General features: G+C 38.4%; 16 protein-coding genes and 1 tRNA gene. 14 read left to right on the top strand and 3 right to left on the bottom strand.

The features are described 5' to 3' along the window. The first annotated feature begins 82 nt into the window (after positions 1–82). Entirely contained in the window at positions 83–1,423 is a 1,341-nt protein-coding gene (locus REI64_RS08915) for a hypothetical protein (protein ID WP_308849765.1), read from the top strand. Positions 1,424–1,472: 49 nt separating this feature from the next. On the opposite strand, the gene REI64_RS08910 is transcribed toward REI64_RS08915, so the two are convergent. Both REI64_RS08910 and REI64_RS08905 read right to left on the bottom strand, forming a co-directional pair. Further along, the gene (locus REI64_RS08910; RefSeq protein ID WP_308849764.1) at positions 1,473–2,630 is read right to left on the bottom strand and encodes a hypothetical protein; all 1,158 of its coding nucleotides are present in this window, start codon (positions 2,628–2,630) and stop codon (positions 1,473–1,475) included. Positions 2,631–3,020: 390 nt separating this feature from the next. Next, complete coding sequence (locus tag REI64_RS08905) at positions 3,021–4,772, bottom strand: GNAT family N-acyltransferase (RefSeq protein ID WP_308849763.1); 1,752 nt, start codon at positions 4,770–4,772, stop codon at positions 3,021–3,023. Positions 4,773–4,845: 73 nt separating this feature from the next. On the opposite strand from REI64_RS08905, the gene REI64_RS08900 reads away from it, so the two are divergent. The 13 genes from REI64_RS08900 (at position 4,846) to obgE (ending at position 21,908) form a co-directional block, all read left to right on the top strand. Beyond that, a complete protein-coding gene (locus tag REI64_RS08900; RefSeq protein ID WP_308849762.1) occupies positions 4,846–5,745 on the top strand; it encodes a helix-hairpin-helix domain-containing protein in 900 nt (299 codons plus the stop codon). 173 nt (positions 5,746–5,918) lie between these two features. Next, positions 5,919–6,446: an adenine phosphoribosyltransferase gene (locus REI64_RS08895; protein ID WP_308849761.1), complete on the top strand. Its 528-nt coding sequence runs from the start codon at positions 5,919–5,921 to the stop codon at positions 6,444–6,446. Positions 6,447–6,545: 99 nt separating this feature from the next. Then, positions 6,546–7,130 (top strand): RNA polymerase sigma-70 factor, encoded by a 585-nt coding sequence (locus REI64_RS08890; RefSeq protein ID WP_308849760.1) that lies wholly within the window; start codon positions 6,546–6,548, stop codon positions 7,128–7,130. A 208-nt stretch (positions 7,131–7,338) separates the two neighbouring features. Then, complete coding sequence (locus tag REI64_RS08885; protein WP_308849759.1) at positions 7,339–8,454, top strand: FecR family protein; 1,116 nt, start codon at positions 7,339–7,341, stop codon at positions 8,452–8,454. A 276-nt stretch (positions 8,455–8,730) separates the two neighbouring features. Beyond that, entirely contained in the window at positions 8,731–12,087 is a 3,357-nt protein-coding gene (locus tag REI64_RS08880; RefSeq protein ID WP_308849758.1) for a SusC/RagA family TonB-linked outer membrane protein, read from the top strand. A gap of 10 nt (positions 12,088–12,097) precedes the next feature. Next, a complete protein-coding gene (locus tag REI64_RS08875; RefSeq protein ID WP_308849757.1) occupies positions 12,098–13,561 on the top strand; it encodes a RagB/SusD family nutrient uptake outer membrane protein in 1,464 nt (487 codons plus the stop codon). A 121-nt stretch (positions 13,562–13,682) separates the two neighbouring features. Continuing rightward, a complete protein-coding gene (locus REI64_RS08870) occupies positions 13,683–14,534 on the top strand; it encodes a DUF4843 domain-containing protein (RefSeq protein WP_308849756.1) in 852 nt (283 codons plus the stop codon). A 21-nt stretch (positions 14,535–14,555) separates the two neighbouring features. Continuing rightward, the gene (locus REI64_RS08865) at positions 14,556–15,983 is read left to right on the top strand and encodes a PKD-like family lipoprotein (RefSeq protein ID WP_308849755.1); all 1,428 of its coding nucleotides are present in this window, start codon (positions 14,556–14,558) and stop codon (positions 15,981–15,983) included. A gap of 159 nt (positions 15,984–16,142) precedes the next feature. Beyond that, positions 16,143–17,279: a TlpA disulfide reductase family protein gene (locus tag REI64_RS08860; RefSeq protein ID WP_308849754.1), complete on the top strand. Its 1,137-nt coding sequence runs from the start codon at positions 16,143–16,145 to the stop codon at positions 17,277–17,279. A 261-nt stretch (positions 17,280–17,540) separates the two neighbouring features. Further along, positions 17,541–19,214 (top strand): trypsin-like peptidase domain-containing protein, encoded by a 1,674-nt coding sequence (locus tag REI64_RS08855; RefSeq protein ID WP_308849753.1) that lies wholly within the window; start codon positions 17,541–17,543, stop codon positions 19,212–19,214. Positions 19,215–19,933: 719 nt separating this feature from the next. Continuing rightward, positions 19,934–20,007, top strand: a tRNA-Arg gene (locus REI64_RS08850). Between the two features lie 65 nt (positions 20,008–20,072). Next, entirely contained in the window at positions 20,073–20,642 is a 570-nt protein-coding gene (locus REI64_RS08845) for an adenylate kinase (protein ID WP_308849752.1), read from the top strand. 264 nt (positions 20,643–20,906) lie between these two features. Continuing rightward, positions 20,907–21,908 (top strand): GTPase ObgE, encoded by a 1,002-nt coding sequence (gene obgE, locus REI64_RS08840; RefSeq protein ID WP_308849751.1) that lies wholly within the window; start codon positions 20,907–20,909, stop codon positions 21,906–21,908. Between the two features lie 113 nt (positions 21,909–22,021). Here obgE and REI64_RS08835 read toward each other — a convergent pair whose 3' ends face one another. Next, positions 22,022–23,746 carry a carbamoyltransferase C-terminal domain-containing protein gene (locus tag REI64_RS08835; RefSeq protein WP_308849750.1) on the bottom strand — a complete coding sequence of 575 codons (1,725 nt, stop codon included), beginning with the start codon at positions 23,744–23,746 and terminating at the stop codon, positions 22,022–22,024. Positions 23,747–23,758: the final 12 nt, after the last annotated feature.

Here is a 23,758-nt window from a genome sequence, read left to right as displayed (position 1 = left end):
TGGTAATTACTAGCTAATCTATTCTTAATACTAATGTTGTTGCTTTGTGATATAAAATTTTGAATATAAACAATTTAAAAAAATGAATAAGCTTAAATTTTCAAAAATCTTTTTTGTTGTGGCTTTAGCGGGTGCTTCAACCTTTACAGCTTGTAAAAAAGACAAGCCAACAGAAGAAGACACTGTATTAGCAGGATCATTAGCTAATGGTACCGTACTTGTTGGCGACTTAGTAAATGATGTAACTTTAGTTAAAGGAAACACTTATGTTTTAAGAGGCGGAGTTCACGTTAAAGAAGGTAAAACGATTACCATTCAAGACGGAGTTACTGTTAAGCACGATCCTAATGAGCCAGCAACAGCTTATTTGTTAATTGAGCCAGGAGCTAAAATTAATGCTCAAGGTACTGCTGCTAGCCCTATTGTATTTACTTCTGGTGCAACTACTCCAACAGAACAAGATTGGGGAGGTATTATTGTATGCGGTAGAGCACCAGTAAATGGTGAAGGTGGTCGTGTCGCTTCAGAAATGGGTGCGGGAGTTACTTACGGTGGTACAGTAGCTAATGACAACTCTGGCACATTGAAATATATGCGTGTAGAATTTACAGGTAGAAAACAAACTGCCACTAAAGAACATAACGGCTTCACTTTTGAAGGTGTAGGTAACGGAACTACAGTAGAGTACTTATCTGTTTATAGAGGTGGTGACGATGCTTTCGAATGGTTTGGTGGTACTGTAAATGTAAAATATCTTTTCGCTTACGGTGCGCAAGATGATACTTTCGACTGGACTTTCGGCTGGTCTGGTAAAGCCCAATTCTTGGTTGGTGTACAAGGTGATGGTGTAGCTGATAGAGGTATTGAGGCAGATAATAGCGATACAAATAATGCAGCTAATCCGTTCTCCAATCCAACTTTATCTAACGTAACTTTAGTAGGTTCATTAATTGCAAAAACAGGTGATGATCCTAAGACAGCTTCTGATGTTGGTAAAACTACTGGTTTGAAATTACGTCAAGGTACTAAAGGTAAGTTGCACAACTTCGTAATCTATAACTTTAACAATGGTGTAGATGTAGAGCACAACGGTACTTTGGCTAATGTGCTTGATAACTCTTTAGTAATTAAAAACTCAGACATTTCTAATGTTAAACCTTGGGTTTTCAAACCTTCAAGTGGTGGTACTACAACTTTAACCCCTACTAGTAATCCATTCATTACTGGTCCATATAGTAACACTATCACAGAAACTAGCACTAAGCCTGCTTACATTACAGGTGTATTCGTAGGCACTTCTACTACTGGTTCAGTAGATCCAACTACATTAGATCCTTTCTTCACTGCTGCTAACTACAAAGGTGCAGTACAAGCAGGTTCTGATTGGACTACTGGTGCCTGGGTTAAAACTGATAAAAGATAATTTTAATTAAATAAAATATAAGGGGTGCGTTGTTTACAGCGCACCTTTTTTATTTTGTGTTAGGTTCGTATGCGTACACTACTTCGTAGGCTTCCTTTCTTAATTTAGGCGGTAATTTTCCTATTGGTAAATCGTTAATTTGAGGAGTAGGTTCGCAAATAGAGTAAGCTCTGTTGTTGTAATTGATAGTTTTTCCAATTGGTTTGTCAAACTGAACAGCCATTGTTACATGCGTAGGATAGAGTAAAACAATCATTGGTAAATCGTAAATCTCTCTTACTAAGTAAAAGAATAATGCTGCCCTATCGTCGCAATCGCTGTATGGATTTAATAAAGTTTGTTCTGGCGATAATCTCTTTTCTTTTCCAAAGTTTTCATGGTCGTTTTCATATAAGAAAGCATATCTGGTAAACTTCATCAAATAATTTACACCATTTTTTACAGACATACCATCTATGTTCTTTTTCAATGTAGGGATTAAAGAACCGTACGTTTCTTTGGTTAAAGGGATGTTAAAATAATAAGAGAAATCGACGCCTGGATAATTTTTGAAAATGCTTTCTACCTCTGGGCTCACTTTAATGTCGAAATGATAGTCTTGTGCGCCATATTTAAATGACACTTGCTTCTTGCCATAATTCGAAGGATTAAAATCGGGCATTTTGGTAATCTGGTAAGAGAAAGGTTTGGTAGCTTCAGTTATGCCAATCATTTCCGTATCAGGTATCGATGTAAAATTGGTATGGATATAATCATGGTAGTTTAAGCACATGTATTTTTTATTATCCAGTATCACATAGGGAATATCAAAAATCTTTTCGTTGTTATAAACGTACATGATAATTCTGTTGTCGGCTAAAATTAAACGAACATCGTAACCGCTTTTACCTAATAGGAACCATTTATATAAAGTGTATTGCTCATAGTTTTTTTTCTTGGCGCAAATGGTCTCTGCTGTTTTTCTAATGAGTTGATAAAAGAGCCAGTCATTAAGTTGTTTCTTCTTTTGAAAAGCCAAAAGCGTATCTACTATGGGTTGGTAGTTACTAGCTTCTAAAGTATGGTAGGCTGATGAAATGTATTGTGTGTTAAAGTCTACCTTGTTTTTAAGGATGATATTAGAATCTACATTGATATTAAAGGTATGACCATAGAACTCAAAGCTGTGCATTTGCCCTTTCACATTAGTGAACGTGCATAAAACCATCAGCAATACTGAGAGTTTAAAAATGCCATATCGTTTAATTGAGTGCATGTCTTAACATTCGGTTAACATTAAATTTAAACAAAATTAACACCTAATTGCAAGAAGTTTTTTGAGAAAAACACAGTTTTTACAAGAATTTCATTTTTCCTGTTAAGTAAATATAAAATAACTCAGGTTTTACAAGGACTTAACATTGCCACGCTACATTTGTGACGTTAAATATTTGGTTAGTATTTATCATACAGTTTAGGTTAGTTGATAGCAAAAAGCCCCGATGGATGTCGAGGCTTTTGCTTTTTGAAGGTGTGTGTTGTCTTTGTCAGGCTGAGCTTGTCGAAGCCTTTTGCGAACATTTCGACAAGCTCAATGTGACAACGTCACTGTTATGGTTTAAAGGTTCTTTCCAACCTTCTCTAAAATATCTGCAGGAATTTTATGCGTATCAACTACTAAAAATCCATCTAGGCAATCGGAAAATTTTGGGTCTATATTGAAACAAATAATTTTGGCGTTCAAATTCATGTACTGGCGCAACAACACCGGAATTTTAATATGATGATTTTCAATATCACCAATCAATCCATCTAAGTCTTTCAAGCTCTCACTCTGTTCAATCAATAAATCGGTATCAATAGGTGTAAGGTCTGCTTTAAACTTATTTCTTGGTTTTACGTAATGCGCCATCTCGTAATCGAAATGGTTTTTCGTAATAAAATCTACAATTAAAGACTTACTAAACTTAGAAAAACTATTGCTAATACTTACTGGGCCAATCATATAACGGTACTGCGGATTTAGAATTAAGTATTTCAAAATACCTTTCCACAATAGAAAAAGAGGCAGTGGTTTCAATTGATATTCTTTCCTGATCCACGATCTGCCTAGTTCAATTCCTTGCCTTAAAATTGGGTAGAAAGGTTCTTTGATTTTAAAAAGTTCTGAAATGTAGAAGCCACGTTTACCCATGGTATCCAAAATTTCATCGCCTTTGCCAATTCGGTAAGCACCCACAATCATCTGCGTTTCTTTGTCCCAAATAAAAAGGTGATTGTAGTAAATATCGTAGTTATCTAAATCTATTTTTTTATTAGTGCCCTCACCAACCTGTCTGAAAGTAATTTCACGCAAACGGCCTATTTCCCTTAAAATATTCGGAATGCCCGTAGTTGGAACAATGTAGACTTCATAGGCTTTCTCTTCCCAAACTTTGTATTCGGTTAAATTGGCTACCTCTTTGGCCATCAGTTCTTTGTTGGTCTCTTCAACTATTTCGGCAGGCTTTTTCTTAATCTTAAACAGATTAATAGGATTGAAAAGTTTCCTTTCCTGCTCAATGCTGGTGCCTAGGGCGTAAGTTCTAGCTCTTAAAAAATCTAAAAGCTTATTGGTGTCCTTATTGTAATTGATGTCTTCAATCTTGATCGGCTTACCAATACGCACTTTAATTTTCAAACCCTGCTTGTTCAAAAACTCGGATGGCAACTTTGCCGTTCGAAGCGTAGGGTGGATGAAGCTCAGGATGTTAAACAGCACGCCATTATTACCATGAAAATAAATTGGAACTACTGGAAGTTTCGCTTTTGAAACGAGTTTTCCCACCACCGGATGCCAAAGTCTGTCGGTAATTTCCTGCTTTTCTAAATTAAAGGTAGAAACTTCGCCAGCGGGGAAAATCCCGATAGGCGTACCACTTTGTAGCAAATCGAAAGTAGATTTTAATCCGCTAATACTAGACGAGTGCTGCACATTTTCAAAAGGATTTACAGCCACAAAAAACTCACTTAGGTTTGGTATTTTCTTCAAAATAAAGTTTACCATTACCTTCGCTTCCGGCCTAACGGTGCAAAGCAGCTTTACCAATGCCAAGCCTTCTACACCGCCATATGGGTGATTGGCAATGGCAATAAATCCGCCAGTTTTCGGGATGTGTTTTAGGTCATCTTCATCAAAATCTATAGAAACACCAATGGTTTCCAGTATCTTATCCACAAACTCTAAGCCCTCAAAATGTTGGTTTTTGGAGAACACCTTGTTAATGTCGTTCAGCTTCATTACTTCCATTAACAGGGCTGCAAGTCCTGGTACGCCTAACTTATCTATTTTGGTTGCCTGGGCAAACTCTTGTTTGGTTATAATCTTCATCTATAAATAATAAGGTGCAATGCAATTCCAAAATTAACGATTATATTTATATACCTATCTAATCTATGAAAATATGAAGAACTGGCTAATCAATAATTTTGGTTTCAGCAAGCGGGAGTATAACGGATTATTGTATCTTTTGTTATTGATCTTGCTCGTTACCTTCACGCCTTACATCTATCAATATTATCGCTATAAAAATCAAATTTCAACTCCTCAAGAAAAGTTGGCGCTGCAAAAACTAGAACTGGTCGACAGGTATCATCGCAAAAAGTACGAAAACACAAGGAATGAGATTGAAGGTAGTAATCTCAAACAGCCGGTTCGTTATTTTCCGTTCGATCCCAACGTAATCACAGAAAAAGAATGGCAGCAATTTGGACTTTCATACAAGCAGGCCATGTCTATCGTAAATTATGTGAAGAAAGGTGGCAAGTTTTATAAGCCCGAAGACCTCAAAAAGATATACACTATTTCTCCCGAAAAATATGAAGCTTTACTGCCTTACGTTTCTATTTCAAAAATTGAACAGCCAGACAAGAAACCTGCTTCTACGTATACCAAGAAAGAACCTATAATTGTAGATATTAATGCTGCCGATACATTGGAACTAGATAAAATCAAAGGGGTTGGGGCGGCATTCGCAAGGCGGATTGTAAAGTACAGGGAACGCTTAGGAGGTTTTTATGCCAAGGAACAATTGTTTGAAGTTTTCGGGGTAGATACGCCAAAGTTTATAGAAATTAAAGATCAGGTAAAGATTGATTTAGATGGAATTAAGAAAATAGACATTAACAAAGTTGAGTTTGACGATTTGAAAAGACATCCTTATTTAACTTTTAAGCAAATGAATGCCATTATTCAATACAGAAAACAACATGGCCCCTATAAAAGCATAACCGATTTGAATAAGGTCTTGATTTTAAAATCGGAAGTTATTCAAAAGATGGCGCCGTATTTGGAATTTAATTGATGTGAGTTTTTTGATGTTGATTTAGCCCACAGTTTAAACCGTGAGCTATGGTTTTAACCATTTATAAATATTTTCGCAATACATTATTTAAAATTAAGAATAATATACTAAGCTTTCTTACTTTTGAGTGAAGTTCTAAATTGGCAGTGCTCAGTAAGCAACAATTAACCAAAATGGTATCCGATAAAATCAAACAAATTATTAGGGATGTGCCCGATTTTCCCAAGCCAGGGATTATTTTCAAAGACATTACCCCAATATTGAAAAACCCCGCTCTGTGCAACGAAATAGCGGATGCATTAGCTGAGCAACTTAAAGAAGTTCGAATAGATGTAGTTGCCGGAATAGAAAGCAGAGGTTTTTTGTTTGGTTTGGCATTAGCGCAGAAGTTAAACGTTCCTTTTGTGCCAATAAGAAAAGCTGGGAAATTACCTTACAAAACGGTACAGCAATCTTATGATTTGGAATACGGAAGTGCCACTTTAGAGGTTCATGAAGATGCTTTTGAAGCAGGGCAAAACGTTTTGATACACGATGACTTATTGGCTACCGGAGGAACAGTGGTTGCTGCTTCACAGTTGGTGCAAAAATTAGGTGCTAGGGTGGCTGGTTATTCTTTTTTAATTAATCTGGCTTTTCTTAATGGTAAAGATAGGTTAAAGGTGTATAGCGAAAGCGTGTTTTCGTTGGCAGACTATTAGATTTGCGCTACTTCTGGTATGTGTGGTCAATAGTAAAATTGAGCAAAAGTCTTGTATTCATTGGCTTTTAACCTCATTTTAAGTTACATTTGTGTAATCATGCCTTCCTACCGTTCATATTCTGATAGTGAATTGTCTTATCTGCTTACGCAGGATGATGAGCATGCTTTTACGGAAATTTATCATCGATTTTATGGCTTGTTGTTTATTCATGCCAGTAAACGCTTAAACAACGATGAGGAGGCTAAGGATGCAGTTCAGCAGTTATTCGAATCGCTGTGGCTAAAGCGGACTCAAGTAAAGCCAGATGGAAATTTATCAGCTTACTTATATACGGCTATTCGTCATCGTATTTTAGATATATTTTCCCATCAAGAGGTAGAAAACAAGTATGTAGATTCCTTGCAGAGCTTTATTGATCAAGATCATGAGCTCACCGATTATAAAATCCGGGAAAAGCAGATGAAAGAGTTGATTGAGAAAGAGATCGACTCCCTTCCGCCTAAAATGCGGGAGATCTTCTTGCTAAGCAGGATGCAGAACAAATCTCATAAAGAAATTGCTGAGGAATTAGGTATTTCAGAACTAACTGTAAAAACTCAAGTAAAAAGAGCGCTAAAAATTCTTAGATCTAGGTTGGGTTTGGTGGTTTACGTTGCTTTTTTATTAAAAATCAATTCCTAATCTATTAAGTTGGCATTGTTTTTTAATTTTCTTTGACTTTGTGGTGTATATATGGTTTGTTATCCGTGTAATACATCGTATTCTTATTGCTTTTTTAGTCTTTTTTCTTTCTTAAAATATTTTTTCAAAAAAATATAAACTATTAGTACCCCCAAGCTAGGGACTTTGCCGTACTATATATAACCGACCAAACTTTAACTTCCTATTTATGGAGAAGAATGCAGCAAAACTGTTGAAAAAATATCTTTCTGGGCAATGTACGCCAGAGGAAAAAGCTATAGTGGAAGATTGGTATGTGCAATTCCCGTATCAACGTAATTCGCCTAGTGCCGAGCAAATTGCTGCAAGCCACGAAGAGGTGATTGGTCGATTAAACTTACAAAAGACCAAAACATTTCCTTTTCTAAAACCTTTGCTTGTAGCTGCAAGCTTATTGGTGTGTATAGGTTTTGGTCTAATCTTCTTTAATAGAAAGGCCGATACGCCTGTAGTATTAGCGAAAAAAGAACTAAAGGATGTACTTCCCGGAGGTAACAAAGCTACATTGACCTTAGCAGATGGTACTGTGGTTGATCTTGATCAAGCACTTAATGGCGAAATTTCTAAGCAAAACGGAATTATTATTCGCAAGACCGAAAATGGACAGCTAGAATACGTTGTTCAAGACAGTCCTGATGCTGTCAGCGGCACCAATACCATTGCTACACCTCGTGGTGGCCAGTATCAGGTGAGTCTGCCAGATGGTACAAAGGTTTGGCTTAATGCAGCAAGTTCATTAAAATATCCTTACCCTTTTGATAAAAACGAACGATTGGTAGAACTTAAAGGCGAGGCATATTTTGAAGTCGCTAAAGACCAGCGCAGACCTTTTAGAGTGAATACCATTCATCAAACGGTAGAAGTTTTAGGTACCCATTTTAATGTTAACGCTTATGCAGACGAGCCTACGTTAAAAACAACTCTTTTAGAAGGTTCAGTAAAAATAGAAGCAGGAGATAACCAAGTGCTTTTAAAACCCGGACAGCAGGCTAAGCTTAGTACTTCTAATGAACAGTTAGTGATAGACAAAAGTATTGATGCAGACCAAACCATTGCTTGGAAAAATGAAGTTTTCGCTTTCAACAATGAGGATATAAAATCGGTAATGCGCCAAATATCTAGGTGGTACGATATAGACGTAGTTTACAAAGGGAAAATTACCACAGAAAAATATTTTGGAGAAATTCCCAGAAACACCAATCTCGCCGAAGTATTTAAAATATTAGAATTGAACCACATCCGTGTAGAAGTATCAGGTAAAACAATGACCATTATTGGTGATTAAGTATACCTGAAGATGCATGAAACGCAAATAAACAAAATCAACAAACCCTTAAACAACAAACTATTGATGAAAAAACTACCAGAAATTTAACGGAAAGTACCTTTAAAAAAAACCGAAAGCGCAGCAACGCTTCCGGCCAGAAATTCGGACAAGCAGTCTGTTTTAGACCTAACTGCTTATTATTAAACCTCATTCAACTATAAAGGTATGAAATTAACTACCCTTTACAAGTCTGCGTGTAAAAAGCGGAACGTAAAGACTAAACTTTTATTGGTCATGAAATTGACTGCCATTTTATTGCTAACTGTTGCATTGCATGTGTCGGCGGCAAGTTATTCGCAAACCGTAACCATTCCCCGCCAAACAGGATCTATTAAAAATATTTTAAAGGAGATCAAAAAACAGACGGGCTATTTCTTTTTCTACAAGGGCAATGTGTTGCAGAACAAGCAGGATGTAGAGATAGAACTTCAAAAAGCATCTATTAACGAAGCGTTGAACACTTTATTTAAAAGCCAAGAGCTGAGCTATCACATTATCAACAAAACGATTGTGATCAGCAAAAAAGATGAAGTATCTACTGCCCAAAATCAATCTGCAAAAATTGATATAAAGGGAACGGTAAGCGACAAAAACACTGGAGAAACACTGCCTGGTGTAAATATTTCTCTCAAAGGCGGCGCAACTATAGGTGCAACCAACAGCAAAGGTGAATTTATAGTAACTGCCGATGAGGGAGTGATCCTCGTATTTAGTTACATAGGTTACGAACCTTTGGAAGTTCCAGCATCTGGTGGCAAAAATCTAGTTATAAAGCTAGTTCCTATGTCTATACAAATGAAAGATGTGGTAGTTACAGGCTATCAAACCATTAAAAAAGACAACTACACAGGTAATGCTATTGTAATTAAGGGAGAAGATTTGCAGAAGAACAATCCGCAGAGTTTAATTAAGAGTATCCAAACTTTCGATCCTTCATTTAAAGTTTTAGATAACAATCTTTTTGGCTCTGACCCTAATGCATTGCCGCGAATTAATGTAAGGGGAGCTACTGCCTTGCCTACCATCGAAGATACAGGCAACCTATTGGACCGTAACAATCTATCGAGCAACTACAACTTGCCAGCTTTTATGTTAGATGGCTTTGAGGTTACGCTACAAAAAGTAACCGACCTAGACATGAACAGGATAGAATCAGTTACGTTATTAAAAGACGCTGCGGCAACTGCCGTTTACGGCTCTAGAGCGGCCAATGGCGTTATTGTAATTACTACCAAAGCGCCGGTAGCAGGTAAACTCCAGCTATCGTACAATTACGAAACCACTTTGAATGCGCCAGACTTAACAGATTATCACGTACTAAATGCTGCAGATAAATTGAAGTATGAAGTGTTAGCAGGATTGTATGATGCGATGGAGAATGCTGGTAACACGCAAGAGCAGCTAGATGCAGAATATTTCAATAGGTTAAAAAATGTTGCCAGTGGGGTAGATACCTATTGGTTATCGCAAGCTTTACGTAATGCTTACCGCCAAAAACATGCGGCTTATGTACAAGGGGGTGATGAGAAATTTAGATATGGCTTAGATCTTCGCTACGAAACCACTCCGGGTGTAATGTTGGGCTCTAACAGAGATCGTTACAGCGGCGGAATGAGTTTTACCTACAGCCCGAGTAGAAAACTGATTTTTAGAAACGAAGTTACCGTTACGCAGGCAAACGGAAACAATTCGCCCTATGGAGATTTTTCTACCTATGTAAGAATGAACCCATATTATCCTATCAGGAACCAAAATGGTGATATTGTACAGGAATTGGCCAATTGGCGAGTAGATACTAAACAAAATGGTGCAGATCAATTCCAAAATAGGTATGTATTTAATCCATTGTTCGAAGGCACACTAGCTAGTTTCGATAAATCATCCATGTTGGAAATTATTGATGCTTTCTCGATAGATTGGAGAATTACACCAAGCCTAAACCTAAAAAGTCAAATTAGCTTAAATAAAAGTGTATCTAGCAACGACAAGTTTGTTTCGCCTTTAAGCAACCAATTTTATTCTTATCCTAGCGATCAACTAAACAATAAAGGAACTTACGGGTTGCTAGAAAATGACCGTTTAGCCATAGATGGTAAGGCAACTTTAGGTTATAATAAACAGATTGGCGAACAGTACTTTAACTTGGTTTTGGGAACTAATATTGTTGCCGTTAGAACCGATGATAAATTGACGGAAGCTCAGGGTTTTTCTAACGATCGTTTTACCAACATCGGCTTTGCCCGTATCTACAAATTAAATTCTGCACCTGGTGGTAATGTAACCGAAAACCGATTGGCAGGCGCATTCTTCTCAGGTAACTATTCCTTTAAAAATAGATACTTGCTAGATGCTTCTTTTAGGTACGAAGGTTCTTCTGCTTTTGGATCTAACAAGCGTTTTGCACCTTTTTGGTCTACAGGTATTGGTTGGAATATGCACAACGAATCATTCTTATCAGGATCTAAAGTGATTAGTCAACTCCGTTTAAAAGCTAGTGCTGGAGAAGTGGGTTCGGTTTCTTTTCCAGCCTATTTGTCTAGATCCTTATACCAATATCAGCCTAACAATTGGTATTCTACCGGTTTAGGGGCACAGGTATTGGGTTATGGTAACCCTAACTTACGCTGGCAAAAAACAACCACTTATGATGCCGGTATAGATTTAGGTTTGTTGCAAGATCGTATCGTGATTTCTCCAAGATATTATTACAAATTAACCAAAGGGTTAATCACTGATATTGATTTGGTGCCTTCTACAGGTTTTACTACCTATAAAGAAAACCTGGGTAACGTAGCTAACAAAGGTTTTGAAGTTTATTTGACTGCAAATGCACTAAGAACGAAAGACTTTAACATTAACGTTACTGCCAACTTAGGACATAATTTAAATAGGTTGGTAAGCTTATCCAACTCTTTAAACACCTTAAATAGTAAGATAGATGAGTACCAAACCGATCCTACTAAAAATGCACAGTCTACTCCGCTAGTACGTTTTAACGAAGGTGAATCGATGACCATGATTTACGCTGTACCATCTTTAGGTATAGACCCGCAAACTGGTAAAGAGATGTTTAGAAAGAAAGATGGTTCGTTAACTTATACATGGGATGTGGCAGATATTATGCCTATTGCCGAGGGTGCGCCAAAGTTCGAAGGTAATATTAACCCAAATATTGGTTACAAGAACTTCTTGTTCAGCTTCAGCTTTTTCTACCGTTTTGGTGGCTATACCTATAACCAAACTTTAGTAGATCGTGTAGAAAATGCCGATCCGAGGTTTAACGTAGATAGCCGCGTGCTTAACCAACGTTGGATTAGACCTGGCGACCAAACTTTCTTCAAGGATATTGCAGATTTTTCGATCACCAACGTATCATCTAGGTTCGTTCAAAAAGAAAACTTGTTAGAACTAAGGTCTATTTATGCATCGTACGACTTTAAAAAAGATATGGTGAAGCGCTTCGGACTACAAAATCTACGAACCACCTTGGCTATGAATGATATTTTCAGAACCTCGAGCATTGAAATGGAAAGAGGTACTATTTATCCTTTCGCCAGAAGTTTCACCTTTTCATTATTGGCCTCATTCTAAACATAAAGACATGAAAAAATATTTAATCATATTCATTAGCTTAATTGCACTGTCTTCTTGCAAAAAGTTTCTAGATATACAGCCAGAGTCTGATGTATCTAAAGAAGAACTTTTTTCATCTGAAGAAGGCTTTAAGGAAGCGTTAAATGGTGCCTACGTAGGCTTGGCTGGTGCCAATTTATATGGCGGTAATCTTACGTTCAGCAATTTGGATATCATGGCACAGAACTATCAATTTACTGATGCCAACTTTATAAGGATTGCTGCATTCGATTATACACTTACAGCCTATGTGCAAAAAATCAGCGTAATCTGGACACATTCCTACAAGCAAATTGGTAACCTTAATCAAATTTTAAGTGTAATAGACCAACGCAAAGAACTTTTCAGAGATCAAAATTATGAAATAGTGAAAGGCGAGGCTTTGGCTTTAAGAGCTTATATGCACTTTGATTTATTAAGGATGTTCGGTGCCTCTTATCAAAATAACCCCAGCTTTAAGGCAATGCCTTATGTAACTACGGTAGATACCAAACCTACCCCATTTTCTACCGTTACCGAAGTTATTGATAAAGCAATAGCTGATTTACAAGAAGCCAAAACGCTATTGAGAGGTAAAGACCCAATTTTGCCAGCTAGTTATGTGGTGGGTTATCCAACAGGAGAAAAAGCTACAGAACTGAAAAATCCATCCTTGTTTTTACAGAACAGAAGGCATAGGATGAACTATTACGCTGTAGCTGGTACCTTGGCTCGTGTTTACCTTTATAAGAATGATAAAGTGAATGCTCTAAGTAATGCGAAGGAAGTTATCGATTCACAAAAATTCCCATGGACATTACAAGCAGATTTCTTTGCTGATGACGTGAGCAAGAGAGATCGAATTTTCTATAATGAGCTTGTTTTTGGATGGTATGTGCCTCAATCTAGGGAGCAACTAATAGGTTTGTTCTCAAGGGTAAATCCAGATTATTCGGCTACTGCAGATCAAATCAATTCCATTTATAACTTAGGTACCGTTGGAGCAGACGATTGGCGCTACAAACAGTGGTTCAGGTTAGTGAGAGATGCCAATCAATCTGACAGGTTCTACCTGCAGAAATACATTGTAAATACCACGCCACTAACTAACCTGCATCCATTAATGGCACCGGCTATACGTTTAAGCGAGATGTATCTTATTGCAGCCGAATCTTCTTTTGATACCAATCCGGGAACGGCAGTAGATTACTTTAATACGTTTAGGGTGCACCGTGGTATCGGGACTAACGTAAGTGCATCTATTTCGAAACCAGATTTTATCAATCTCTTAAAAGGCGAATATAGAAAAGAGTTTTATGGAGAGAGCCAAAGCTTCTTCATGCACAAGCGCTTAAATCTCGATATCATTACCACCGCAGGATTTATTTACTCAGCGTCTGATAAAATATTTGTGTTTCCTCTTCCAATTGAAGAGCAAGCTAATAGAAACTAAATAGACCAAACAATGAAACCACTATGAGTTCAAAATCACACACTTGTCCCGATTTTACATCGGTAGTAACAACGATTAACTCATGGTAGCTTCATCACAAATGAAGACAAATTTTATACGGATGAAAAAGATCATATTTTCCTTTTTGCTTTTAAGCACAGTGTTATGGGCTTGTAAAAAGAACGAGTTGGCACCTTTTGAGGCAACCGACAATGTATACCTACATTATTTAGATAAAGATAAAAAACAGGATACAACCACGATTAGTTATTCTTTTGCTTACAACCCGAGTTTAGGGCAAGACACGGTTTGGATACCTGTTATTGTGACAGGTAACAAGGCTTCACGCAGCCGTCAGTTTGTGTTATCGGTAGTAGATTCGTTAACCACAGCAGTTAAAGATTTACATTACGAAGCCCTAAAGCCAAGCTATACTATGCCTGCTGATTCTACCACTTTTAAAATCCCAATCATCATTAAGAACATAGATGAAGGTTTAGCAGAAAAATCGGTGACGCTGGGTTTTAGAACAATATCTGGTGGCGACTTTTCGGCAGATTTGCCCTTGCCATTGCGCACCAAGAAAGTCATTTTCTCTAACCGTTTAGAAAGACCAAGCTGGTGGATGTATTGGCAATCGCAATTGGGCGACTACGGACGATTGAAACATCAGTTGTTTTTGATTGCTTCTGGTACTACCGAATTAGTAGATATGTCTAAACCAGATGCTTATATGCAAATTCCGCGAACGCTTTATTATATCGACAGTTTTAGGATATTTCTAAAAGATCCAGCGACTTGGATAGCTAAAAATCCGAGCAAGGGATATGTTCTAGTAAAGAAAACTGATGGTAGTAACGAATATGAGTTTTACAACGAAGATGCGCCGAGTAAACGTTTCGTAATGCGCTTTTTTGCTCAGGTTAACAGCTATTTCTTTATTGACGAGAGCGGCAACCAAATTGTTATTTAACCTTTATTAAACTTAGTAAAGATGAAATTTAAATTAATTTTAACACTGGCCATTTTGGTTGGTTTATATACAGCTTGTAAAAAGGATTTAGGTAATTACGATTATCATCCACCTTCGGAGCCTGTGGTGACCGAGTTTAGAGATTCTACTTTTGCAGCGCTTTTAGGCGATTCACTTATCCTTAATCCTAAAATAACGATAGCCGACGCAGACCCGAAAAAAGACCTTTCTTTTGAATGGCGCATTATGGTCGCTGAAGAGCTAAGGGAAGCGGTATACACTGGTTTTCCATTAAGAATGGTGTTTAATTTAGGGCCAGGTTTGCGTAATTCGAAGCTAATTATCATCGATAATCGTAACGGCCTAAGATATGTAGTGCCCTTTAAAATTTTAGGATCTACAGAGTTCAGCGTGGGTAACCTAGTTTTAAGTGACGACAATGGAACTGCTAGGCTATCTTTTGTGAAACCTGACAATACGGTCATAGCAGACATTTACAAGTCTTTTCACAACGAAGATTTGCCTAAAAACCCAGTACAGCTTTACTTTTCAGATCCACTGCCTTACCAGCCCATTACCAACCAAGACTATTGGGTGTTGTGTAATGATCCTACAACAAAAAGCCCGGTGCTAGATGCCAGTACTTTACTGCGCAAGAGATATTTTAATGACCAGTTTTTTACGCAGCCAAGTACAATTAATGTAGGCAGATTAGAAGCTTTTATGGGTACGGTGCCTACTGGGGTGGTTAATGGCAAATTGTACGTGGGTGTAATGTCTACTGCACCTTTTGCTCCAGATTACGGCAAATTCGCAAATGAGCAGGCAGGCGACTACCTTTTGTCTAAATATTTTACACGTACTCCTGGCTTTTACTTCGGTTTCGATACTAAATCTAAGGGCTTTGTAACTTTTGGTGGCGATGGCAGCTATCTAGGAAAAGATTATGTGGTAGATCCAGATGGAACTGCTTTTGATCCAAAGAATGTGGGCATGGATGATTTGCTATTCATGCAAACTGGTCAGGCAGGGACATTTTACGCATTTTTTAAAGCTCCCGATGGTACCATTACCGAGCTTGGTTTTAATTATACGTTTGATAGCAGCAACAAGCGGGTGAGAGCAATAAGCAAGCGAGTTTTTGCTGGAGCAGCGCTGGTGCAAACAGATAGCAAATGGGTACGTAATACCTTAAATGTATTTTACTTTACATCGAATGATAAGATTTATCGCTACAATCCTCTTAATGAAGATTTAAGGGTGTTAGATGCCAATTTTGCTGGTAAAAAAATCACCATGTTAAAAATCAGTGCCGACGATAATACCCTTACCGTGGGCACTGCAGGTGCTGTTTACACGGTGAACGTTAGTGTAGGCGTAAATGGCGTAATTACCAAAACTATAAACGGAATTCCAGGGGCTGCAGTTGACATTGTAACTCGAAAATAAACATACTATTTTCCGCCGCATGAACATTATGATTGCGGCGGATATTTATAAAACTCAAACTAAAAATAACACAAATGAAACCACCATGAGTTTCAAAATCACACAGTAGAATGATTAACTCATGGTAGCTGCATCACAAATGAAAATAAATTTGAACAAATGAAAATAAAAGAATTGATTTTATCAGCATTGCTACTGCCTACGTTAGCTTTAGCACAAACACCCAACTTTAACTTTACTGGAAAAGTTGGCAATTTGAATAAGCCTGCAATGGTTTATTTCGACTATATGGACAATGGTGGAGGTCGCGAAGACTCGGTGGCATTAGTTGACGGAGCGTTCAAGTTTAGTGGAACTATTACTTCGAACAACGCTTATGCCCGCATGGCATTAGATCATACCGGAAAAGGTAAAGGACACGCCGTTTACACAGGAGATGTCATTTATTTCTACTTTGGTAAAGAGCAGTTCAGCTTAACATCGAAGGATTCTTTACAAACGGCTAAGTTTACTGGTTCTAAGGTTTATGATGAGTCTGAAGCTTATAACAAAGTTATTGGAGGTACTATTATGGCTGTTACTAAAACAGCAAACATGGAGTACAACAGCGGCACACCCGAGCAAAAGAAAGACACTACTTTTATCAAAGAGATAGATAAGCGTTTTCGCAAAAGGATGCAAGACCGAACCGACAAGCAGTTTGAGTTTGCCAAAGCTAATCCAAAGTCTTATTACGCATTAGTAGCCTTATCTGAAGCTGCGGGCAGTAAAGTTGACGTAGCCAAAGTTCAGCCAATTTATAATGCGTTATCTAAAGAATTGAGGGAAACAGATATGGGCAAGGAGCTGGCACAACGTATAGAAGCTAATGGTTTAACTGCGGTAGGCAAACCAGCGCCTCTATTTACCCAAAATAACGAAGTAGGCAAACCAGTTTCTTTAGCCAGTTTTAAAGGTAAAGTAGTGTTGGTAGAATTTTGGGCAAGCTGGTGCGGGCCATGCCGAGAAGAAAATCCGAATTTGGTAAAACAGTATAAAACCTACCATGATAAAGGTTTCGAGATTATCTCCGTTTCTTTAGATCATGTAAAGCAAAGTTGGTTAGAAGCCATTGAAAAAGATGGGTTAGAATGGGCACATGTATCAGATTTAAAAGGTTGGAACAACGAAGTAGGACGTTTGTATGGAGTGCGTGCCGTGCCTGCCAGCTTTTTAGTAGATGCCGAAGGAAAGATTATCGCTAATGGTTTAAGGGGTGAGCCTCTAAACGCAAAATTGGCAGAAATTTTTAAATAGTCGCACAATAATGCAGGCTTGCCTCAAAAGGGTAAGTCTGCTTAAAGATCTTTAAATCTAATTCTATTGTGGTTGTTTTGTTAGGTAACGCCGCATGGAAGGTCATGTCTTTTGCTTTCATAGAAACGCTACCGAAAGAAAACCGTCTATGCGACTGAAGAAGTTCTAGCTCTAAGAAGAATTCCCACCACCATCGAATTAGGTTAGTAATGATTGGTATGGCCAGAAATGGTCATGCCTTTTTAAATCCATTCCCAAAACATGAAACCATATCAATTCCGTATCAAGATACTAATGGTATTATTACTCATTGGCTTTAACGGTTATGCACAAAAGAAAAAGCTGCAACAGTTTGAAGAAATTGTATCGAAAGCAGTTCAAAAAAGTTACCCCGCTAGTGTGCGCATTTGGAGCTTTGATGTCAAACTAGATCAGCGCACCGGAAATCAATTTAGTGGCGTGGTAGTTACAGCAGATGGCTATATTTTAACTGCGGCACATACCACCGTTCCGGGAAAAAATTATAAAGTATTTTTTCCAGACGGAAAAGAGTGCATTGCTATAGCTTTGGGGCGAATAGATAATCCAACAACACCAGGTATGCCCGATGTTGGTATGATGAAGATTACCGACCAAGGTATTTGGCCTTTTGCCGAAATGGGTTATTCGCATAGTCTGGTTGCTGGTCAGCCGTGTATCAGTATTGCTTATCCAGAAAGTTTAGATCAAAAGCTGCCAACGTTGAGATTAGGTAGAGTTGCCGAAGTGAAAAATGAGTACGGTTTTATTCGTTCTACCTGTAAAATGGAACCTGGCGACTCGGGAGGCCCTTTGTTCGACTATCATGGGCGTGTGATTGGCTTGCATAGTGCTGTTGATGTTGGCGAAGACCAAAACTTCGAAATTCCGGTTGATTTGTATCGTAACTATTGGACGGCGTTACAGCAGCAAACTACTTATTTAGATTTTCCAAAACAAAAGGATAGCATTGGAAAAGATCCATTGGCAAATACATTGCAGAAAGAAAGCAAACAGCAAAAATTGCATCCTAAGTTTGATACTCAAGCGGACAAATTAAGCTGCGTGGCGATAACGAGTACAGTTCAATCGGCGCAGCAACAGATATTGGCTACATTGTTTAATCAGAAAGATAGTAATGGGGCTAAACGACAGTTTCTAGTTACGAAATTATCTATGCTTGGCGATAACCCCGAGCTGGTCACCTATCCAAATGCGAAGCTTTCATTAGTAGCCAAAGATAGAGAGAACGATGTGGCATTGTTAGCTGTGAGTGGTACGGATGATTTGCGAGGTGGAATAAACTTATCAGAAGTATCGACAACCAATGTAGCGATGGGCAAGCTAATTTACATTGAAAAAGAACGTGGTAAATTAGTGTCTGGTGTATACGGTAGTGAAATATTTAACCTTCCGAAAAATAGCAGCAGGCCTTATTTGGGTGCCATGTTGAAGTTTAATTCTAAACCTGCCTTATTTTCTTTAATTAATCCTGAAAGTCCAGCAGGAAAGGCAGGGATTAAAGTAGGAGATGAGTTATTGGCACTTAATGGTAAGGTAATAGAAAAAGCGAACGATTTTGCACCAGCTTTACTAAACTATTGGCCAGATGATGAAATTAACTTGACTTGGAAGAACGATACTACCACCTTAACAAAGACTTTGGTTTTAGCAGGGGTGAAGATGGGAAGTTCTAATCATCCCGCAGAGCGGATTACCGGTGGAAAATCTGGAAGACGTGACGGTTTTGCGAAGGTTTTTGCGCACGATGCGGATGTAAAAGCTGCGGAATGCGGTTCGCCAGTGTTCGATTTAAATGGCAAGTTTTTGGGGATCAATATTGCAAGGTTTAGCCGAATTGCAACTTTAGCTTTGCCCGCTGATTTGATATTGCAATTTGTTAATGGTTCTAAATAAATGGGGTGGCGTTAAGCTTTTAAGTGTGTATGAACCTGAGTTCGATTATTAAATATGTCAAAACAAGCCGTTTAAACTAGTCCCGAATTAATTTCGGGATACGGAGTGCCAATATACCCGTCACCTCCGATATCTGGAGCAAGCTCTGAATTTATTTCAGGGTCAGTTAGAATAACCCGGTATAAAGCTGTAAATCAGTTAAATAATAATCGGACTGATAGGTTAGGCGCTTAGTAATGCTTTAACCAAGGCACGGAACTTGCGTTTTAAACCCGACAGTAGCGAAAACCTTTTTGTCGTGTCATCCTGAGCTCGTCGAAGGATTGTTTGTGTATCGATGCTTCGATAAACTAAGCATGACAATGATGTGGTAGTAGTGCTACAAAAAGGTTGTAGCGAATCCCGAAGTATCCTATCGTGTGGACACAGATATTAGCAAATGCCATTTTCCTCCCCCTGCCCCCTCGAAGAGGGGGATATGCAAAATGCTTAAGCGCTATGTGTCCCCCTTTGGAGGGGGATTCAAGGGGGAGGAATGAGATGTCCACACGATAGGAAGTGTCGGGACAGGTTGGCGGGGCTGTTCACAAATACTAGCATTAGCCTTGCTTTTCAAATTATTAGACAATTTGTAATGGTTCTTTTAAAATATTTCTCATAAAAAATTGCGAATTTAAAATTGAAACATTACTTTTGCAGTCCGTTAACGATACGGAAATGCTTTCGTAGCTCAACTGGATAGAGCATCTCACTACGGATGAGAAGGTTTGGGGTTCGAATCCCTACGAGAGCACAAACAATTAGGTAAAGCCTTGCCGCCCAAGCGGGAAGGCTTTTAATTTTTAAAGACAAACTTAAATGCTCAATTTAGTTCTCTTTGGCCCTCCGGGTGCAGGCAAAGGCACCCAATCTCAAAAGCTAATTGATAAATATCAACTAGTACACATCTCTACCGGCGATCTTTTTAGAGGCCACATCAAAAACCAAACTACGCTAGGAAAACAAGTAAGTAAATTAATTGCAGATGGCGAATTAGTACCAGATAGCATTACCATTGCGATGTTGGAAGAAGAGGTAGATAAAAATCCGGATGCGAAAGGATTTATCTTTGATGGTTTTCCGCGTACAGTTCCACAAGCAGAAGAGTTGGATAAGTTTTTAGAAGGAAAAGGTTCTAAAATTAATGGTGTAATTGCTTTGGATGTTGATCAAGATGAATTGAAACGTCGTATTGCAGAACGTCATAAAGTTAGCGGCCGCCCAGATGATGATGCAGAAAAACTAAAAAAGCGTATCGACGAGTACTTCACTAAAACTATTCATGTTTTACCTTACTACGAAGGTCAAGGCAAATTGGTTAAAGTTAATGGTATTGGCGAAATAGAAGTTATTTTCGGTGATCTTTGTAAGGTGATCGATAAGTATTAAAATGATTTTGGTGATTAGCGTTTAGCGTATCACAAAACATAAATTATTAAAGAAGCATCCGTATGAAATACATTAGTTATTTTTACGGATGTTTTTAGTTTTTTACCACAAAGGCACAGCATGTCCCGACTTATTCGGGAAAGGACACTAAGGAGTTAACAGTTTTCAGTTCTCGGTATGTCAGGCTGAGTCTATCGAATCCCAGCAATAAAACAATATAACTATTTAACAATCGTACTTAGTAAATCAAAATCGTAAATATTCATGTCTCAAGGTTCCAATTTTGTTGATTATGTAAAAATCTGCTGCCGCTCTGGTAAAGGTGGGGCAGGCTCTGCGCATTTGCACCGCGATAAACATACGGCTACTGGTGGTCCAGATGGTGGTGATGGCGGCAGAGGTGGTCACATCATCTTGCAGGGGAACGCCCAATTTTGGACTTTACTTCACTTGAAGTACCGTAAGCATATTATTGCAGAAGATGGAGGTGCTGGTGGTAGCGGACACAAATTTGGAAAACAAGGTAAGGATGAGGTTTTGGAAGTGCCACTAGGAACTATTGCTAGGGATGCAGAGACTGGTGAGGTGCTTTTTGAAATTACGGAAGATGGCGAAACTAAAATATTAACTGCTGGTGGCAGAGGTGGCTTAGGAAACGCTCACTTTAAATCGCCAACATTGCAAACCCCACGTTTTGCACAACCTGGAGAACAAGGCAAAGAAGAGTGGGTGGTTTTAGAATTAAAAGTATTGGCAGATGTAGGTTTGGTGGGTTTCCCAAATGCGGGTAAGTCTACTTTGCTTTCGGTTGTGTCTGCAGCTAAGCCAGAAATAGCAGATTATCCTTTCACCACTTTAGTACCTAATTTAGGGATCGTTTCTTACAGAGACTCCAAATCTTTCATCATGGCCGATATTCCGGGGATTATTGAAGGAGCATCGAAAGGAAAAGGCTTAGGATTTAGATTTTTAAGACATATTGAGCGTAACTCGGTACTATTGTTTATGGTGCCAGCAGATACCAGCAGAACCATTGCAGAAGAGTACGAGATCTTAAAAAATGAATTGCAGGCCTTCAATCCTGAGTTAATGCAGAAACCTCATTTGCTGGCAATTACCAAATCGGATATGTTAGATGAAGAATTGAAGGAAGAAATGGCGAAAGAGTTACCAGCGCAGGTTCCACACTTGTTTATTTCTTCTGTAGCGCAGTTAGGATTGGTAGAGTTGAAAGATTTGTTGTGGAAAGCGATTAATACCCCCTAGCCCCCTGAAGGGGGAATTGAATAGCAAACTTTCTATCAGATATTTAGGTCAAAATCCCCTTTATGGGATTAACCGACTGATACAATTAACCAAGTTAACCGATTAAACAATACCTACCTCTCTATCACAATATCCTCCAAAACAAGCATATCCATTTTTGTCCTTAAAAAGCAATTAAGTGCTTCTTCTGGCGTATTTACAATCGGCTCATTTTCATTGAATGACGTATTCAACAAGATAGGTACACCCGTTTTTGAATAGAAATTATTAATCAATCCAAAATACTTAGGTTCTATAGTTTCGTCTACACTTTGTAGTCTTCCAGTGCCATCTACGTGTGTAACTGCCGGAATTTTAGCTCTTTGATCTTCCTTAATTAGAAACACTTTCTCCATGAAAGGAACATCATCTACCTGCTCAAAATAGTCGGGGATGTGTTGTTTTAATATCGACGGAGCAAAAGGTCTAAAAGATTCTCTTCTTTTAATTTTAGCGTTCAGTATTTCTTTCGCATCATTACGACGAGGATCTGCAATGATTGAACGATGTCCCAAGGCTCTAGGTCCGAATTCTGCTCTTCCTTGAAACCATCCTACTACACCCGAATTGATCAAACAAGAGGTTACTTTATCAAATAAAGCATCTCCCTCTAATTTGGTGTAGCTGATATTCTTCTCTTTCAATAATGCTTCGATATTTTGGTTGCTAAAGCGACTGCCCAAATAGCCATGCAACATCGGTTCGGTTCTTGGCTGGTCTAGCAACTGGTTATAAACCCATAGTGCTGCGCCGATACAGGTTCCTGCATCATGACCTGCTGGTGGAATATATACTTTTTTGAACGGTGTTTTTAAGATAATCTTTCCATTAGCTACAGAATTTTGAGCCACACCACCAGCAATACAAACAGAATCTAAACCAGTTTTTTGTTGCAGGTGGGTTAGCATGTGATAAATCACTTCTTCTGTAATTCTTTGGATTGAGGTAGCCCAATCTCTGTGTGATTGCTCTAAAGGTTCTTCAGCTTTTCTGGCAGGGCCTAACTCACTAAGCAAGGCTTCGCTGTAAAGACTATCCATAGCTGGAATGCCTCCTTCCCAAGCCATATTTACGCCTTTAGTAGGATGATTGAAGTACTTTAGTTCTAACTCGAAAAGACCATTATCCTTAAACTTAATCACCTTTCTCAGCTGATCCAAGTATTTCGGTTCACCGTAGGGTGCTAAGCCCATTACCTTATATTCATCACCGTAATGCGGAAAACCTAACCATTGTGTAAAGGTGGTATAAAACACACCAATGGAATGCGGATAAGACACTGTTTCCATCACCTCTATTTTGTTGCCCTTACCGATGCCAGTCATGGTACTAGTGAAATCTCCAAAGCCATCAATAGAAAGCAATGCCGATTTTTCAAAAGGTGAAGCAAAGAAAGCACTAGCCAAATGACTTCTATGATGCTCTACATTATGAATTTTAGCCTTTAATTCTCCGGCCTGTAAATTGAAATGTTGCAAAAATTCATCTTCTATAGATGCCGCCTTTTTTAAATTTTTCACCCTATCAAGGATGTTGCTCAGCTTCAATCTATTCTTTAGCGCAGTCATAGCTTTTTTGCCTAAGTTTGCTTTAGGATCTCTTGAAATAGCAATATGATCTACGTCTTTAATTGAAATGCCAGCTTCTTTAAGACAGAAGTTAATGGCTTCAGTAGGAAAACCCGCCCAATGTTTAATTCGCCTAAAACGTTCTTCTTCAGAAGCTGCGATAAGTTGGCCGTCTTTGTAGATACATGCAGACGAATCTCCATGATAGGCATTAATTCCTAAAATATACATAATAATTTGCTG

This window comes from Pedobacter sp. (genome assembly GCF_031119335.1).
In the GTDB taxonomy this organism is placed as follows: Bacteria; Bacteroidota; Bacteroidia; order Sphingobacteriales; family Sphingobacteriaceae; genus Pedobacter.
This window is presented reverse-complemented; position numbering and strand designations above follow the sequence as displayed.